This is a genomic window from Cupriavidus sp. H39 (assembly GCF_050271075.1).
Taxonomy (GTDB): Bacteria; Pseudomonadota; Gammaproteobacteria; order Burkholderiales; family Burkholderiaceae; genus Cupriavidus; species Cupriavidus necator_B.
In genome coordinates, this window is record NZ_CP189846.1 from 1,387,729 (window position 1) to 1,404,826 (window position 17,098).

Below are 17,098 nucleotides of genomic sequence, written 5' to 3' on the forward strand. Positions count from 1 at the left end.
GCCATAGTGAAACGACGCGCGCGTGCGTGTGGAGATGGTCGCCTGAGCGACCATCCGTTGATGATATACGGGTTGTGACACCCGATCACCGTTGTTTCGGTGATGGCCTTAGTTTTGCCTTTTCGGTGGGGGATGACGATAAGACGATTCGCAGTTTTTTCTTTGCAGGGTGTCGGGAAGCGGGCTAAGGAGGTAGCACAGGTCGGTTAAGTCTGCAGGCGAACTTGGTCATTGCTGATGATTTGGCTCTCGACCGGCCGAGATCGACCCTCTCCCGCCATTCAGCGCCGAGCGGTCCCAATGGCGGCTTCCGAGAAGGAACGGACATCTTTGCGGTGATGTTGACCGGCAAGTGCTCAGGTTAAGCGGACGCCCGCACTCGGCACAACGACGTCATTCCGCGAGCCTTCTGGCGCTCCAGGCATCGCCGTAACATTACCGGTTATCTTCATCGCCGAAAACCGTGACATACACGGTTGGAAGAAATATCAGCGTCAACAATGTTGCGACGAGCAAGCCTCCCATAATGGCAAACGCCATCGGGCCCCAAAACACCGTCGGCGCAATAGGGATTAAGCCAAGCACAGTCGAAATAGCCGTCAGCATTAGCGGGCGCAATCGGGAGCGACTCGCCTGAAGTACGGCGTCCCGCACGCCAAGCCCTTCCGCACGGTCCCCTTCGATCTGCACTATCAGTATCACTGCATTCTTCGCAATCATCCCCAGCAGCGACAAAATGCCAAGCATCGCAACGAACCCGAGTGGCCGGCCCGACACCAGTAGTGCTAGCACGACGCCGATGAGTCCGAGTGGCAAGAGCACCAGCACAATTGCGAGCCGCCCAAAGCTACGCACGGCAATCATCAATATGGTTAACATCAAAAGCAGCATCAGTGGAACCACGGCAAAGACCGACGCGCTGGAAGCCGCGCTTTCCTCGGCGATACCACCAAGCTCGATCCTGTAAGGCTTTGCCAGCGTCGCGCCGAGCGCGTTTAACTGCGGCTCTAGCGCGGTTACCACCGTATCGGGCAAGACGCCGTGACGGACGTCTGCACGGACAGACAACGTCAGAACGCGATTTCGTCGCCAGACCAACGGATACTCTTGCTCATACTCAAAGGTTGCAAACTGACTCAGTGGAACCGTGCGTCCGCCTGGAATCGGCACCTGTAGCGCGCGCAAGGTGGACACTGCACCGCGCTCCGCTTCCGTTGCACGCGCCACAACATTTACCAGATAGATATTGTCTCGAAGCTGGGTCACTGGTGTTCCGGTCGCCGCTGCGTGCAGCGCACCGGAAATCGAAGCAGAGCTGACGCCAAGGCGGCCGGCCTGTTCCTGGTCGACTTTGATGCGCAACTGCCGCGCCGGCTCGATCCAGTCATAGTTGAGATTCCGCACGTCAGCGTTCGAGGCAATGACCTGCGCGACGTTCTGAGCGATTCTTGCAACTTCATCCTTGTCTGGCCCGCTTACCCGCCACTGCAAGGGCCAGCCGACTGCGGGACCCAACTCGAGTGGCGAAACTTTGGCAACGACCTCAGGGAACTGCTCGGCTAAGAGTTTCTCAAGACGCTCCTGAACCCTGTTTCTGGCGTTTACATCTTTTGTCACGAGCACCAGTTGCGAAAAGAACGGGTTCGGTAACTGGACATTGAGCGGCAGATAAAAGCGAATGGCACCGCGGCCAACATAGGTGCTCCAGTGATCAATGTCGCCATCCTTGGCGACGAAGGCTTCGAGTGTTCGCGCCATCTCGTCGCTTGCATAAATGGATGCGTTTTGACGCAGCGTCAGGTCCACGATCAGTTCAGGTCGATCCGATGAAGGAAAGAACTGACTGGGCACGAACCTCATAAGAACGGTGGCCGCAACAAAGATGCCAAGCGTCAGCGCTATGACAAGCCACCGGGCGCCGAGTGCCCATAACAACAGCTTGTTGAACGCACGAAGCAAGCGTCCCGGCTCAGCCGCATCGCGCGCATCCGGTTTTGGGGCCCTCAGCGCCGCGACCCCGATTAGCGGCGCGAAGATGACCGCTACCAGCCACGATACGATCAACGCGATTGCCACCACCGCGAAGATGGAAGACGTATATTCACCAGCCGAGCTCTTGGCGAACCCGATTGGAACAAATCCGGAAATCGTAATCAACGTGCCGGCAAGCATTGGAGCTGCCAATGTCCGATAAGCAAATGTTGCTGCGGTCACCATCGTGTCCCCAGCCGCGAGACGGCGGATCATTGCGTCGACTGTCGTCATGGCATCGTCGACCAACAACGTGAGCGCGATAATCAGTGCGCCCAGGGATATGCGCTGGAGGTCTATTCCCGCTATCTGCATCACCGCAAAGACGATTGCCAATGTCAGTGGAATCGCGAGCGCTACCACAGCGCCCGGGCGGACCCCCAGACTGACAAAGCTCACGATCAGGATGATCACAATCGCCTGCCAGAGCGACGTGACAAAATCGCCGATAGCCGTGTCAACCGTCTGTGCCTGGTCGGCGACGAGGATCGGTTCGATACCGTACGGGAGATTCGCTCGTATGCTTTTCATCTCCTGCCGGACGTTCCTCCCCAGTGCGAGGATGTCACCGCCTTCGCGCATGGCAATGGCAAGTCCGATCGCTGGCTTGCCATTCACCCGGAACAAGGTTTGCGGCGGGTCGTCATACGCGCGGCGGACCTGAGCAATGTCGCCTAGCCGAATGTTGCGGCCGTCAACGACGAAGTTCACGCCGCGGATATCTTCCTCATTGTCAAAGGCGCCGGTGACACGCAGGAACATCCGCTCGTTGCCTGCCTGTAGCACGCCAGCGGGCCGCACAACGTTTTGGGCTTGGAGCGCAGCGATAAGCGTACTGTAGTCAAGGCCGAGCGTGGCAAGCCGTTCGGTTGAGAACTCGATGAAAATCTGCTCGTCCTGAGCGCCAAGTATTTCGATCTTCGATATGTCACGCACATTGAGCAGTCGCGATCGCGCATTCTCGACGTAGTCGCGTAGCTCTCGCTGCGAAAATCCTTCCGCCGTGAAGCCAAAGATGATTCCGTACGTTTCCCCGAAATCGTCGTTGAAAGCAGGGCCGATAACCCCACCCGGCAACGCGCCCCGGATGTCGCCGATGTTCTTGCGTACCTGGTACCAGAGGTCCGGAATGCGAGCCGGCGGTGTCGCCCCTTCAAGATCGACAAAAATCGTTGCGGAGCCGGCCGTCGTATAGCTTCTGATCCTGTCGAGATGGGGTGTTTCCTGCAGTTTGCGTTCAATGCGCTCGGTAACCTGAAGCAGGGTTTCCTCGATTGTCGCACCTGGCCACGCGGCACTCACTACCATGGTGCGCACAGTGAAGGCAGGATCCTCCGCGCGCCCAAGACGCAGGAATGAAAGGGCACCAGTGACGATTGCCACGATCATGAGAAAGACAACCAGAGGACGGTTCTTGATCGCCCATTCGGAGAGGTTGGGGCCAATCATTGCCGGGTCTCGAGAAGACGCACCTTCTGCCCCGGCCGCAGCACCTGGACACCAGCGGTCACGACAATGTCGCCTGGCTTGACGCCGGTGGCAATCACCCAGCCGGGGTCGAAATCACTCACTTCGACGACTTGCTGGGCCACGGTCAACGCCTTCGGGTCGACGACCCATACAGCAGAACGCCGATCAGAGCGAACCAGCGCCGACGCTGGAATGACATATCCTTCCGCGGCACCCCGCGACATGCGTGCCGTCACCGTGCTTCCGAGGCGCATGGCTGGAGGAGGATCGATCAGGCGAAGGCGAAACTGAAAGGTGCCAGTCACCGGGTCCGCACGAGGCGAGACCTCACGCACGCGCGCTGCCGCCTCCACCTTGGGGTTCATCGTCAGCGAGACCGTGAACTCTGGCTTTTCGGGCATACTCTCCTTGACCGCGGCGGGAAAATCGAACACGGCGTCGCGCCCGCCTTCTCTGGCAATTTCCACGATCTTCTGTCCGGCCCGGACAACTTCCCCCGATTCCGCTCCTACGCTGGTCACGACTCCTGCCGAGTCCGAAACGAGGCGCGTGTAGGTCAGGCGGTTTGTGGCAAGCGTGACTTGTGATCTGGCGACGGCCACCGCCGCATCCGCCGATTTCATCACCGCCTCCGCCTGTTCGTATTGCGCTTGCGACACCGCCCTCTTCGCAACGAGATCGCGCAGGCGCGCGTAACTGCTCCTGGCTTCAATTTGCTGGGCAGTGGCCGCGACAAGCTGCGCGTTTGCTCCCTGAAGCGAGCTCTGCTCGTTCTGCGGGTCGAGTCTGGCGACCAACTGTCCAGGCTTGACCGTGTCGCCGACTTTCACACGGCGTTCGGTCATTCGCCCGTCGATGCGGAATGACAGACTGATCTCGGACTGGGCATGCACGGTTCCGGTGAGAGTGACCGTACTTGTGGCGGCTCGCTGCTCGATCTTAATGGTGCGGACAGGTCGGACTTCCGGGGCTGTCGGTTCCTCTGCGTGCTTGCATGCCGCCGGCAGCAGTGAGCCGACTGCGACCAGTAGCACGAAGCGTGCAGCCCGATATCGCGAGAGCCCTTTGGTCAGGCACGAATGCATGAATACACCTCCGGGATGGTAGAACTACAGTCATAGGGTCCTCTTGCGGCCGCCAGGAGAATGGCCTGTGCTGTGGTGACGCTGCGCGATTGCACCAGCGGAAAGCACCATGCCAATCCCGATGCCAAGCCAACCTGTAACGTCCTGAGTTCGCTTGAGAATGTCGTGGCGACTAATACCCTTGGAATCAATAGAGCATCCGCCTCGGGCAAATACAAGTATTGAACAGCCAACCTACGTGGACGCGCGCCCGGTGGACGGACTGGGCCCCTGAACAAAGCGGACTGCTTACGGGCTTAGATCGGCCTTCAACTCGGACTCGAGTTCCATTGGCAGGGTGGGTTGCGGCGTTCGCTCGTGCCTGGCGTTGGCTTCAGCGGCGATTTTGGCCTTTCCCTCCAGCCCGTGCGCCGGGCCAGGTATCGATGCTATTCCCTGCTCGATTCGCGCGACTACGTAAGGGAAGAGCGGATTGGAAGCGATGCGAGAAAGTGAATCAAAGTTCACGATCAATGTGCCGCGCTCCCCGCGCGCACGCAGCGTGCCAAGGCTAACGCCATAGGCGGGTGCGCCCTGTGTTGGCTCCGTGCCATAGAGCGGGTCATCCACAGAAAAGGGAATGGCCACGTGCGATAGCGAGAAGACTTGCGAGGGATAGACCAGATCCAGTGCCCGCACCGATTGCACCACTTCGCCAGCTTCGATGACGCGTTCCTCCACGCTGCCGTCCTTTGCCACGCTGCTTCCGAGTACGGTAAGCCGGTAGAGCTCTGGTAGCGGTGGCATTAGTCGCGCCAGCGCGTGGCTGGATGCCGCGCTTAGCAAGCTGCTAATCGTGGCCGCCCGATTGACGTCAAACAGCACCAGCTCGCTGCCGTTGGCGGGAAGATAAGCGTAGAGCGCGGAGAGTACAGCGGGTGTGCTGACAGTATGGTCGGTTACTGACTGAAAGGTCAGCACTGGCGGCAGCGATGCCATTACCGATGCGCCGGACAAGCGTACGAGCTGGCGCTGTAGGGCCACCGTTAGTCGATGCGACTGACGCGCACCATTGACGGGGAACGAATTGTATTTGAAAGGATTGAATTCTGGCACGACGTCAAGCCACGCGGCCTTGGCGAAGGCGGGCAATAACGCCGGCAATTCCGCAAGGCCGGCAATGCGGGCAAAGCGCGTAATGCCAATCATCGGGGAAATGAGCACAATCTGCGATGGTCTCGCGAGCCCACCCTGTTCCAATGCGTCAAGGGAATACTTCATCGCCAGTGCGCCTCCATTGGAAAAGCCCACCAGGTGCAGCGGCGCGTCTGGTCCGGCGCGCCGACGAGCTTCCCTGACCGCCAGGCGGGTCGCGGCCATCCATGCTTCCCAAGTGACGTCTGTCAGTCCGGCCGGCACTGTTCCGTGCCCAGGCAGGCGAATGGCAACCGCAACGAAACCATGATCAACATAGAGCTGCCCGATCCGGCGCAAACTGTAGGGCGAGTCTGTCAATCCATGCAGCAGTACCACCGCGCCTAGCGGCTTGGCCACCGGCTTCAGCACGTAAGACCTGTTCCAGTCCCGCGCGAACTTTGCTGTGTCGACGATACTGCCTTTGTAGTAGCGATTGATGGGGGGCGTTACACCAGGTGCACTTCTTTGCATCACCTCGTTTCGAACCTGCAGGAAGATCTGATCCTCGCGCTTCAGATATGTATCCCAGTCGGCGGCGTCGATAGCGTCCGCCGTTAATTCCGAAGGGACAACTGTGTGCCACGGCGAAAGTTCTGGACCTCGGCGCGCATCGTAGGCTCGGAGCGCAAGCGCCAGGAATAGGGTGATGGCTAACAACAACAGGATCCACTTAAATCCCTTGATCAACGAGGTACGCATTTGCAGCCTCGGCGGAGGTTTGACCGCTCCGGGAGATCTCTCCGCAGAGGTACGTCTTGGCGCAAGAGTTGGAACAAGACCTCTGCGGATACGGTGAGAGCCCTGGATGAGCCCGCGAATGTGCGCGATGTTTCCTTTGGCATAATTGGACTGCTTCGCAGCGCGCATCCCGGAGCGTGCCGAGCTGGCTTGCGCTTACTCGTAAACGGGCAGCAGCAGGAATAGTTTGATGACAATCGCGTTCGCAATGTCGATAAAGAACGCGCCCACCATCGGCACTAAAAAATGCGAGATGAGACGGGCCAAACCGCTCCGTAATAGCCTGCATATTGGCGATTGCTGTCGGTGTGGCGCCGAGACGCCGCCCAAGCAGAAGAACGATGGCTGCGGCCATTAGCGTTTCGAGCGCATTGAGTGTCAGCATTTCATTCAGGTCCAAGGCAGACCTTCAGGCGCCCCTTGCTATTCGTTCGTTGAGGTCCTACCCGTAGCGAACAGTAGAAGCGCCGATCCAGTGATTCCCGACAGGAGCGACCCTGCTATTACGCCCAGACGTATTGGCACGACATAATCAGGACCTTCGAAAGCAAGAGAACCGATGAACAGACTCATGGTGAAGCCAACGCCACACAGAGCGGCGGCACCAGCAAGCTGGAACCAGTTTGTGCCGTCTGGAAGCCTGGCCAGGCCAAGCCGAACCATCAAGGCGCTCGCACCGCAGACACCGAGGATTTTCCCCGCAAAGAGACCACCGACAATACCGAGTGGAAGTGGCTCCAAGAGCGCTGCAAACGTGACGCCCGCGAAAGAGACGCCGGCATTGGCGAACGCAAAGATTGGCAACACGGCGAATGCAACCCACGGGTGGAGTGCGTGTTCAAGCTGATGCAGCGGTGCGTAACCTTCGGCGTTTTTTGTTTTGACCGGCACTGCGAATGCAGTCGCGACGCCAGCGAGCGTTGCATGAACACCGGACTTGAGAACGAATATCCACAGGACGACGCCAACAAGAACGTATAACGCGATGCGGGTGACATTTAGCAGGTTCAGGAAAATCAGCCCTGCAATTGCCACAGCCGCGAGCAGTAGCATTTGGACAGAGAGGTCGGCCGTATAGAACAACGCAATGATGACAATGGCGCCCAGGTCGTCAGCAATCGCCACCGCGGTGAGGAATATCTTTAGCGACAAGGGCACCCGACGACCCAGCAAGGAAACGATCGCCAGTGCAAACGCTATGTCAGTCGCAGTGGGAATAGCCCAGCCGCTCAAGTTCTCTGCATGGCCGCGGTTGACAAGGAAAAAAATAAGAGCGGGAAAAATCATGCCGCCCGCCCCAGCCGCGACCGGCAGGACAACCTGCGCGGGTGTAGACAACTCACCCTCAGTAACTTCGCGCTTGACCTCCAGTCCGATCAGGAGAAAGAAGATGGCCATCAATCCATCATTGATCCAGAGCAGCAGAGGCTTGGCGATAGAGAATGTTCCAACGACGATCTGCACTGGGAGGTTCAGCAGATTGTCGTACGTCTGCTGAAGGGGCGAGTTGCTGCAGACTAACGCAAATATCGCGGCGGCAATTAGCAACAGACCGCCGGCCGACTCCAGCTTGATGAAATCGGCGACACCTGCGCTTACCCTATGAATTGCGTTCTCGACCACCATAGTTTTGCTTTTACTTTGCGCAACTTCTGCGGACGGCGGCCCCATGTAGAAACCGGGTAAATCAGGGGTCTCGTACTGTTACACGTGAGGATAGGAGGCGGGATGCTTCATGGACAGCTTTTTTCTGTGTTCCGGACCACAGTTGGCCTTGCGGCCAAGACAGGGTCTTAAGCTTCCTGGTTATGATGAGTCGCTCTAACTGCCTATTCTCCATATAGAGGGCGGGTCGGGGGCCGGATCTAGGAATGCGGCAGGAGGTGTCGGATTTTGGGAGGCCGGCGGCGTCTAGGCGCTCCATCAAGCATATCCGCGCAGTCGCCGTGGTTCTATGTCAGGGCCCAATCGCAGGGGGTTGAGTTGGCTCGCGGATAGCGCGCGCCGCCACTTGCTTGAGTGCGCAAACGGCCCGCCCGCGAGGAACCTTTCGGCCCAATCCTGCCCTTGCTCAAGTTCCGTGACGTGGACGACGCCATTGCGCGATCGAATGACAGCGAATACGGACTAGGCGGTTCGGTCTGGGGGCGCGACGCAGAGGCCGCGATGCGAGTCGCGTTGCGGCTCAACACCGGTACCGTCTGGGTCAACCAGATTCACACCATTGGGCCGGACAAGCCCATGGCCGGCCACAAGCAATCGGGCGTTGGCATCGAGAATGGCGTCGATGGGCTGTTGGAATACACGGTGCCCCGAACGGTGTCGCTGAAACGATTGCAATAAATGAAGGACTTGCAGACCGGACAGCGGGAGAGTGTCATTGATTGCCGACCCTGCCCGTCAGCTCTCGGGGTCATATCCAAACTCGCGGAGTTCCTGCGAGCAGCGGCAGGCTTTGGCGATCTTTGCAGCCCACAGGATGGCGGCTTCGCGCGACGGGAGCTCCAGGACACAGAAGCCGCCGTCGAACTCCTTCGTCTGGGGATAGGTTTCGTTTGTGACCGTGCCGTCTGCGGCGACCATGCGTGGTGCGACATCCGCGTTGATGCCACCACCGAACACGTACACGCCTGCAGCCTTGGCCTCGCGGATGACCTCGTGCGAAGCTTCGCCCACGGCGGCAAAGTCCTCGGCGGGCACTTGCATGGCGCTGCCAGGAAAGGAGATAAGGTATTTCGTCATCGTTCGGTCCTTCAGTTGAGGTCGGTGCTATTTGTGAGGCCTAGTCGGCGGTGTTCACCGGCAAGGCGCCCAACAGGATGCCGGCACAATGATTGCCTGTGCGTGGCCGAGCTGGGCGCCTGGATCGCGGCCCATCACGCCACGCGCCGCCGCGGCAGCAGCCCACTGAACTCCCTCCCCAAAAACTCCGCCGTATGCTCCAGCAAATAACCCCGGCAACTCTCCCCCGCCGGCGATAACCGCTTGCTCGCCATATGCGCGACATGCCAGATGCGCTCGATCGGCGTGCCGGTCACGTCCAGCAGGGCGATCTCGCCGGTGCGCAGCTCCAGCGACATGGTGTGCAGCGACAGCAGGCTGATGCCCATGCCGGCCATCACCGCCTGCTTGATGGTCTCGTTGCTGCCCAGGGTGATCACCTTGGCCGGTGTGAACAGGTGGTCGCGGAACATGTACTCGGCCACGGTGCGGGTGCCTGAGCCGGGTTCGCGCAGCAGGAAGGTCTCGTGCCGCAGTTCCTGCAGGTCGAATTGCGCGGCATCGTGCAGCGGATGACGCGGCGAGGCCGCCAGCACGTGCGGATGCGCCGCGATCGGTTCCGAGACGGCGTCGAGCTCGCGCGGCGGGCGGCCCATCAGCGCGAGGTCGATGGCATTGTCCTGCAGCAGCTGCAGCAGGGTTTCGCGATTGCCTTCGGCGATGCGCAGGTCCACGCCCGGGTGCAGGGCCGTGAAGCCCGCCAGCAGTTTGGGCGCGAAGTACTTCGCCGTGCTGATCAGGCCGATCGTGATCGAGCCGCGGTCGACGTCCTTGACCGCCTGCAGCCCTTCCTCGGCGTCCTTGACCTCGCCCAGGATGCGCAGCGCATGGTGCAGCAGGCGGTCGCCCGGTTCGGTCAGCGTGAGTTGCCGGCCGACGCGTTCGAACAGCGCCAGCCCCACCACGGATTCAAGCTGCTTCACCTGCATCGAGACGGCTGGCTGCGTCAGGTGCAGCTCTTCGGCCGCGCGCACAAAGCTGGCGTGCCTCGCCACGGTGACAAAGATCTGCAGCTGGCGAAGGGTAAGGGCGCGCAGGAAAGACATCGGGAGTGGGGCGGCGTTATAGGTATCCCCGATGTGCTCTCTGGCTCGCACTTAAGGGATTGCTTATGCGGTGACTAAGAATATCTGAATTTACCTTATAGAGGTGCGCTTATATCTTTGCATCAACGCAGCCGCCACGACGCTCAACCAAGCAAGGAGACAAGCATGAACGCACCCGAACCGGTCCAGGCCAAGCCGCGCAAGCGCTATGACGCCGGGGTCATGAAGTACAAGGAAATGGGGTACTGGGACGCGGACTACGAGCCCAAGGACACCGACCTGCTGGCGCTGTTTCGCATCACCCCGCAGGACGGCGTGGACCCGGTCGAGGCCGCCGCCGCGGTGGCCGGCGAATCCTCCACCGCCACCTGGACGGTGGTGTGGACCGATCGCCTGACCGCCTGCGACATGTACCGCGCCAAGGCCTACCGGGTCGATCCGGTGCCGAACAACCCGGAGCAGTTCTTCTGCTACGTGGCCTATGACCTGTCGCTGTTCGAGGAAGGCTCGATCGCCAACCTGACCGCATCGATCATCGGCAACGTGTTCAGCTTCAAGCCGATCAAGGCGGCGCGGCTAGAAGACATGCGCTTTCCGGTGGCCTATGTGAAGACGTTCGCCGGCCCGTCCACCGGCATCATCGTCGAGCGCGAGCGCCTGGACAAGTTCGGCCGTCCGCTGCTGGGCGCCACCACCAAGCCCAAGCTCGGCCTGTCGGGCCGCAATTACGGCCGCGTGGTGTATGAGGGCCTGAAGGGCGGCCTGGACTTCATGAAGGACGACGAGAACATCAACTCGCAGCCCTTCATGCACTGGCGCGACCGCTTCCTGTTCGTGATGGACGCGGTCAACAAGGCCTCGGCCGCCACCGGCGAGGTCAAGGGCAGCTACCTCAACGTGACCGCCGGCACCATGGAAGAGATGTACCGGCGCGCGGAGTTCGCCAAGTCGCTGGGCTCGGTCATCATCATGGTCGACCTGATCGTGGGCTGGACCTGCATCCAGTCGATGAGCAACTGGTGCCGCCAGAACGACATGATCCTGCACCTGCACCGCGCGGGCCACGGCACCTATACCCGCCAGAAGAACCACGGCGTGTCCTTCCGCGTGATTGCCAAGTGGCTGCGCCTGGCCGGCGTGGACCATATGCACACCGGCACCGCGGTGGGCAAGCTGGAAGGCGATCCGCTGACCGTGCAGGGCTACTACAACGTCTGCCGCGACGCCTACACCCGTACCGACCTGACCCGCGGACTGTTCTTCGACCAGGACTGGGCTTCGCTGCGCAAGGTCATGCCGGTGGCCTCGGGTGGCATCCACGCGGGCCAGATGCACCAGCTGATCAGCCTGTTCGGCGACGACGTGGTGCTGCAGTTCGGCGGCGGCACCATCGGCCACCCGCAAGGGATCCAGGCCGGCGCCACCGCCAACCGCGTGGCGCTGGAAGCCATGGTGCTGGCGCGCAACGAAGGGCGCGACATCCTCAACGAAGGCCCGGAGATCCTGCGCGATGCCGCGCGCTGGTGCGGACCGCTGCGCGCCGCGCTGGATACCTGGGGGGACATCACCTTCAACTACACGCCGACCGATACCTCGGACTTCGTGCCCACCGCATCGGTGGCCTGACCCTGGCTGGAAGCCACCCCTGCGAACCCACAGAACGAGAGGACATCATGCGCATCACCCAAGGTACCTTTTCCTTCCTGCCCGAGCTCACCGACGAGCAGATCACGAGACAGCTCGAATACTGCCTGAACCAGGGCTGGGCGGTCGGCATCGAGTACACCGACGACCCGCACCCGCGCAATACCTACTGGGAAATGTTCGGGCTGCCGATGTTCGACCTGCGCGATGCCGCCGGCATCCTGCTGGAGATCAACAACGCGCGCAATACCTTCCCCAACCACTACATCCGTGTCACCGCCTTCGACTCGACGCATACGGTGGAATCGGTGGTGATGTCGTTCATCGTCAATCGTCCCGCCGACGAACCGGGCTTCCGCCTGGTGCGGCAGGAAGAGCCGGGCCGCACGATGCGCTACTCGATCGAGAGCTACGCCGTGCAGGCACGGCCTGAAGGTAGTCGCTACTGAGCAGCCGCTACTGAGCGGCACCGGCTGAGCCGCCGCGCCGCCACGGCGCTGCCGCCGCCGATTTCCTGACGCTGCAATTCCACGGGCGCGCGGCCAGATGGTCGCGCGCACGGGGGAAAACTGCGCCTCGAATTCAGCGAACCCATTGATCGATTAACTCACAGGGAGCCCGTCATGCCCGCACCCGAAACGACCGCGCCGCTGCAATCGCCTGCAGCCTTGCCTGCGGGTTTGCCAGGATCGCTGGCCGAATCGCTGGCCAGCTCGGGCATCACCGAGCTGCTGGCGCAGCTCGACCGCGAGCTGATCGGGCTGAAGCCGGTGAAAGCGCGTATCCGCGATATCGCTGCCTTGCTGCTGGTGGACAAGCTGCGCGCCGCGCGCGGTTTCAGCGCGGGAGCGCCCAGCCTGCACATGTGTTTTACCGGCAATCCCGGCACCGGCAAGACCACCGTGGCCATGCGCATGGCGCAGATCCTGCACCAGCTGGGCTACGTGCGGCGCGGCCACCTGGTGGCGGTAACCCGCGACGACCTGGTCGGCCAGTACATCGGCCATACCGCGCCCAAGACCAAGGAGATCCTGAAGAAGGCGATGGGGGGCGTGCTCTTCATCGACGAGGCCTACTACCTCTACCGACCGGAGAACGAGCGCGACTACGGCCAGGAGGCCATCGAGATCCTGCTGCAGGTGATGGAGAACAACCGCGAAGACCTGGTGGTGATCCTGGCCGGCTACAAGGACCGCATGGACCGCTTCTTCGAGTCCAACCCGGGCATGTCGTCGCGCGTTGCCCACCATATCGATTTCCCCGACTACCAGCTGGACGAACTGCGCCGGATCGCCGACCTGATGCTGGACGAAATGCGGTACCAGTTCGACGACGAGAGCCGGGCAGTGTTTGCCGACTACCTGGCGCGGCGCATGGCGCAACCGCATTTCGCCAACGCCCGCAGCGTGCGCAATGCGCTGGACCGCGCGCGGCTGCGCCATGCCTCGCGCCTGCTGGACCACCCTGGCACGGCGGTGGACGACCGTGCCCTGACCACCATCACGGCCGCGGACCTGCTTGCCAGCCGCGTGTTTGCGCAGGCTGCGGCCGCGGAGTAGACCATGAAAGCCCTGATCTTCGATGTCGACGGCACGCTTGCCGATACCGAGACCGCGCACCTGAAGGCCTTCAATGCCGCCTTTCCCGAAGTCGGCCTCGACTGGTGCTGGGATGAGGCGCTCTACACGCGCCTGCTCAGGGTGGCCGGCGGCAAGGAGCGGCTGATGCATTACTGGCGCATGGTCGACCCGGAAGAAGCGCGCGGCTGCAAGCTCATGGAAGCGATCGACGCCGTGCATGCCATCAAGACCCGCCACTATGCCGAGCTTGCCGGCAGCGGCCAGCTGCCGCTGCGCCCCGGCATTGCGCGGCTGATCGACGAGGCCGGGCGCGCCGGCGTGCCCATCGCCATCGCCACCACCACCACGCCGGCCAACCTGGACGTGCTGCTGCGCACGCCGCTGGGCGCCGGCTGGCGCGATCGCTTCGCCGCGATCTGCGACGCCGGCACCACCGCGGCCAAGAAGCCGGCGCCCGACGTCTACCTGGCCGTGCTGGAGCGGCTCGGGCTGCAAGCGGGCGAGTGCCTGGCGCTGGAGGATTCGGAAAACGGGCTGCGTGCCGCGCAGGCGGCCGGCATTGCCACCGTGGTCACGCCCACGGCCTACACCGGGCAGGACCGTTTCGACGGGGCGCTGCGGGTGCTGCCGCACCTGGGCGACCCGGCGCAGCCGATCGCGCAGCTGCCGGGCGCGGATCACCGCTGGGTCGACCTGGCCGCGTTGCGCGCCTGGCATCGCGGCACCCTGTCCGAGGCTGCCTGAGATGCCCGCCACGCTCCCACAAGCCATTGGCCCGCGCGCCATCCGCCTGGCCCCGTCGATCCTGTCGGCCGATTTCGCGCGGCTGGGCGAAGAGGTGTGCGCGGTCGAGGCCGGCGGCGCGGACCTGATCCACTTCGACGTGATGGACAACCACTACGTGCCCAACCTGACCATCGGCCCGATGGTGTGCGAGGCGATCCGGCCGCTGGTCTCGGTTCCCATCGACGTACACCTGATGGCAGAGCCGGTGGACGCGCTGATCCCGCTGTTCGCCAGGGCCGGCGCAGGAATCATCAGCTTCCATCCGGAGGCGAGCCGCCATGTGGACCGCACCATCGGCCTGATCCGCGACCACGGCTGCAAGGCCGGGCTGGTGCTCAACCCGGCCACGCCGCTGGGCTGGCTGGACCACACGCTGCACCAGCTCGACCTGGTGCTGCTGATGAGCGTGAACCCGGGCTTCGGCGGCCAGGCCTTCATCCCCGCCGTGCTCGACAAGGTGCGCCAGGTGCGCGCGCGCATCGACCGGCAGCAGGCGGCCGGCGGGCGGGAGGTCTGGCTGGAGGTCGATGGCGGCGTCAAGGCCGACAACATTGCCGCGGTCGCGCGCGCGGGTGCCGACACCTTCGTCGCCGGCAGCGCCGTGTTCGGCGCACCGGATGCCGACGGCGGCTACTGGAGCATCCTGCGCTGCCTGCGCGAGGCGGCCACCGTCACGTAGCCGAAACCGGCGACGCCGACGCAGCCGACATCGGCCCCCACAACAACACATCGCCAATCCAGAGGAGACCTGTCATGCCTGAAGTGCAAAGGATGACCCTGACGCAGTTCCTGATCGAGGAGCGCCGCCGCTATCCGGACGCCAGCGGCGGCTTCAACGGCCTGATCCTCAATGTCGCCATGGCCTGCAAGGAGATCGCGCGCGCGGTGGCATTCGGCGCGCTGGGCGGCCTGCACGGCAATGCCGGCGGCCAGGGCGCGGCCGGGGCGGCCGTCAACGTGCAGGGCGAGGTCCAGCAGAAGCTGGACGTGCTCAGCAACGACACCTTCCTGCGCGTCAACGCGTGGGGCGGGTACCTGGCCGGCATGGCCTCGGAGGAAATGGAGGCCCCGTACCAGATCCCGCCGCCGTACCCGCGCGGCAAATACCTGCTGGTGTTCGATCCGCTCGACGGCTCCTCCAACATCGACGTCAATGTCTCGGTCGGCAGCATTTTCTCGGTGCTGCGCGCGCCCGCGGGCACGGCCGACGTCGCCGAGCAGGCCTTCTTGCAGCCCGGCACGGCGCAGGTCGCGGCGGGGTATGCGCTCTACGGCCCCACCACCATGCTGGTGCTGACGGTCGGCAACGGGGTCAATGGCTTCACGCTGGATCCGAACCTTGGGGAATTCTTCCTCACGCATCCCGATCTGCGCGTGCCCGCCGATACCCGGGAATTCGCCATCAATGCGTCCAACAGCCGCTTCTGGGAGGCGCCCGTCCGGCAATACGTGTCCGAGTGCCTGGCCGGGCAGACCGGCCCGCGCGGCAAGGATTTCAATATGCGCTGGATCGCCTCGATGGTGGCCGAGGCGCACCGCATCTTGATGCGCGGCGGCGTCTTCCTGTACCCGCGCGACAGCAAGGACCCGGCCACGGCGGGGCGCCTGCGCCTGCTCTATGAAGCCAACCCGATCGCCTTCCTGATGGAGCAGGCCGGCGGCCGCGCCAGCACCGGCCGGCAGGCGCTGATGTCGGTGGCGCCCGGCGCGCTGCACCAGCGCATCGGCGTGATCTTCGGCTCGCGCAATGAAGTGGAGCGGATCGAGCGCTACCACACCGAGCAGACCGACCCGGAGCTTCCCAGTCCCCTGTTCAACGAGCGCAGCCTGTTCCGCGCGTCTGCCTGAGGTACCTGGCCATGTCAGAACGTTATCCCATCATCGCCATCACTGGCTCTTCCGGTGCCGGCACCACCTCGGTGACCCGTACCTTCGAAAACATCTTCCGCCGCGAGGGCGTGAAGTCGGTGGTGATCGAAGGCGACAGCTTCCACCGCTACGACCGTGCCGAGATGAAGCTCAAGATGGCCGAGGCCGAGCGCACCGGCAACATGAACTTCAGCCATTTCGGCGAGGAAAACAACCTGTTCAGCGAGCTCGAAGGGCTGTTCCGTTCTTACTCGGAAGCCGGCACGGGGATGCACCGGCATTACCTGCACAGCCCGGAGGAAGCGGCGCCGTTCGGCCAGGAGCCCGGCACCTTCACCCAGTGGGTGCCGTTGCCGGCCGATACCGACCTGCTGTTCTACGAGGGTTTGCACGGCGGCGTGGTCACCGACGAGGTCAATATCGCGCGGTATCCCAACCTGCTGATCGGCGTGGTGCCGGTCATCAACCTGGAGTGGATCCAGAAGCTGTGGCGCGACAAGAAGCAGCGCGGCTATTCGACCGAGGCCGTGACCGACACCATCCTGCGCCGCATGCCGGACTACGTGAACTACATCTGCCCGCAGTTCTCGCGCACGCATGTGAACTTTCAGCGGGTGCCGTGCGTGGACACCTCGAACCCCTTTATCGCGCGCGAGATTCCCGCGCCCGACGAAAGCATGGTGGTGATCCGCTTTGCCAACCCCAAGGGGATCGACTTCCAGTACCTGCTGAGCATGATCCACGACTCGTTCATGTCGCGCGCCAACACCATCGTGGTGCCCGGCGGCAAGATGGAACTGGCGATGCAGCTGATCTTCACGCCCTTTGTGCTGCGCATGATGGAGCGCCGCAAGCGCGCCGCGCTGTGACCCATTGCCGTTTGCGAGGACAC

General features: G+C 62.5%; 14 protein-coding genes and 1 pseudogene. 8 read left to right on the forward strand and 7 right to left on the reverse strand.

Translation table 11 applies throughout. The annotated features are described in order from the left end of the window. Window positions 1-435 precede the first annotated feature (435 nt). From ACOCMH_RS06710 to nhaA, 5 genes and pseudogenes are all read right to left on the reverse strand, one after another. On the reverse strand, window positions 436-3,480 hold the full coding sequence (locus ACOCMH_RS06710) for an efflux RND transporter permease subunit (protein ID WP_427306120.1): 3,045 nt from the start codon (window positions 3,478-3,480) through the stop codon (window positions 436-438). Beyond that, on the reverse strand, window positions 3,477-4,586 hold the full coding sequence (locus tag ACOCMH_RS06715) for an efflux RND transporter periplasmic adaptor subunit (protein ID WP_427306121.1): 1,110 nt from the start codon (window positions 4,584-4,586) through the stop codon (window positions 3,477-3,479). The genes ACOCMH_RS06710 and ACOCMH_RS06715 overlap by 4 nt, the downstream gene beginning before the upstream one ends. Window positions 4,587-4,874: 288 nt before the next feature. Beyond that, complete coding sequence (locus ACOCMH_RS06720; RefSeq protein ID WP_427306122.1) at window positions 4,875-6,461, reverse strand: alpha/beta hydrolase; 1,587 nt, start codon at window positions 6,459-6,461, stop codon at window positions 4,875-4,877. Window positions 6,462-6,656: 195 nt separating this feature from the next. Further along, window positions 6,657-6,828: pseudogene (locus ACOCMH_RS06725) on the reverse strand (sodium/glutamate symporter); the annotation flags it as partial. 95 nt (window positions 6,829-6,923) lie between these two features. After that, window positions 6,924-8,126, reverse strand: a complete 1,203-nt coding sequence (gene nhaA / locus ACOCMH_RS06730; protein WP_427306124.1) for a Na+/H+ antiporter NhaA — start codon at window positions 8,124-8,126, stop codon at window positions 6,924-6,926. 393 nt (window positions 8,127-8,519) lie between these two features. Here nhaA and ACOCMH_RS06735 point away from each other — a divergent pair, with 393 nt between their 5' ends. Beyond that, a complete protein-coding gene (locus ACOCMH_RS06735; protein ID WP_427306125.1) occupies window positions 8,520-8,843 on the forward strand; it encodes an aldehyde dehydrogenase family protein in 324 nt (107 codons plus the stop codon). Between the two features lie 57 nt (window positions 8,844-8,900). Here the strand turns inward: ACOCMH_RS06735 and ACOCMH_RS06740 are convergent, their stop codons facing one another. Next, window positions 8,901-9,242, reverse strand: a complete 342-nt coding sequence (locus ACOCMH_RS06740; protein ID WP_427306126.1) for a YciI family protein — start codon at window positions 9,240-9,242, stop codon at window positions 8,901-8,903. Window positions 9,243-9,376: 134 nt separating this feature from the next. Then, on the reverse strand, window positions 9,377-10,327 hold the full coding sequence (locus tag ACOCMH_RS06745; protein ID WP_427306127.1) for a LysR substrate-binding domain-containing protein: 951 nt from the start codon (window positions 10,325-10,327) through the stop codon (window positions 9,377-9,379). Window positions 10,328-10,492: 165 nt separating this feature from the next. Between ACOCMH_RS06745 and ACOCMH_RS06750 the strand changes: the two genes are divergently transcribed. The 7 genes from ACOCMH_RS06750 to ACOCMH_RS06780 all read left to right on the forward strand — a co-directional run bounded on the left by ACOCMH_RS06750 (window position 10,493) and on the right by ACOCMH_RS06780 (window position 17,075). Then, window positions 10,493-11,953: a form I ribulose bisphosphate carboxylase large subunit gene (locus ACOCMH_RS06750; protein WP_427306129.1), complete on the forward strand. Its 1,461-nt coding sequence runs from the start codon at window positions 10,493-10,495 to the stop codon at window positions 11,951-11,953. Window positions 11,954-12,000: 47 nt separating this feature from the next. Continuing rightward, window positions 12,001-12,420 (forward strand): ribulose bisphosphate carboxylase small subunit, encoded by a 420-nt coding sequence (locus ACOCMH_RS06755; protein WP_427306130.1) that lies wholly within the window; start codon window positions 12,001-12,003, stop codon window positions 12,418-12,420. A 174-nt stretch (window positions 12,421-12,594) separates the two neighbouring features. Beyond that, on the forward strand, window positions 12,595-13,530 hold the full coding sequence (gene cbbX / locus ACOCMH_RS06760) for a CbbX protein (RefSeq protein WP_427306131.1): 936 nt from the start codon (window positions 12,595-12,597) through the stop codon (window positions 13,528-13,530). A gap of 3 nt (window positions 13,531-13,533) precedes the next feature. Next, a complete protein-coding gene (locus tag ACOCMH_RS06765; RefSeq protein WP_427306132.1) occupies window positions 13,534-14,295 on the forward strand; it encodes an HAD family hydrolase in 762 nt (253 codons plus the stop codon). A gap of 1 nt (window position 14,296) precedes the next feature. After that, complete coding sequence (gene rpe, locus ACOCMH_RS06770; RefSeq protein ID WP_427306134.1) at window positions 14,297-15,016, forward strand: ribulose-phosphate 3-epimerase; 720 nt, start codon at window positions 14,297-14,299, stop codon at window positions 15,014-15,016. 74 nt (window positions 15,017-15,090) lie between these two features. Further along, a complete protein-coding gene (locus ACOCMH_RS06775; protein WP_427306135.1) occupies window positions 15,091-16,185 on the forward strand; it encodes a class 1 fructose-bisphosphatase in 1,095 nt (364 codons plus the stop codon). Between the two features lie 11 nt (window positions 16,186-16,196). Next, entirely contained in the window at window positions 16,197-17,075 is an 879-nt protein-coding gene (locus ACOCMH_RS06780; protein ID WP_427306136.1) for a phosphoribulokinase, read from the forward strand. Window positions 17,076-17,098 lie beyond the last annotated feature (23 nt).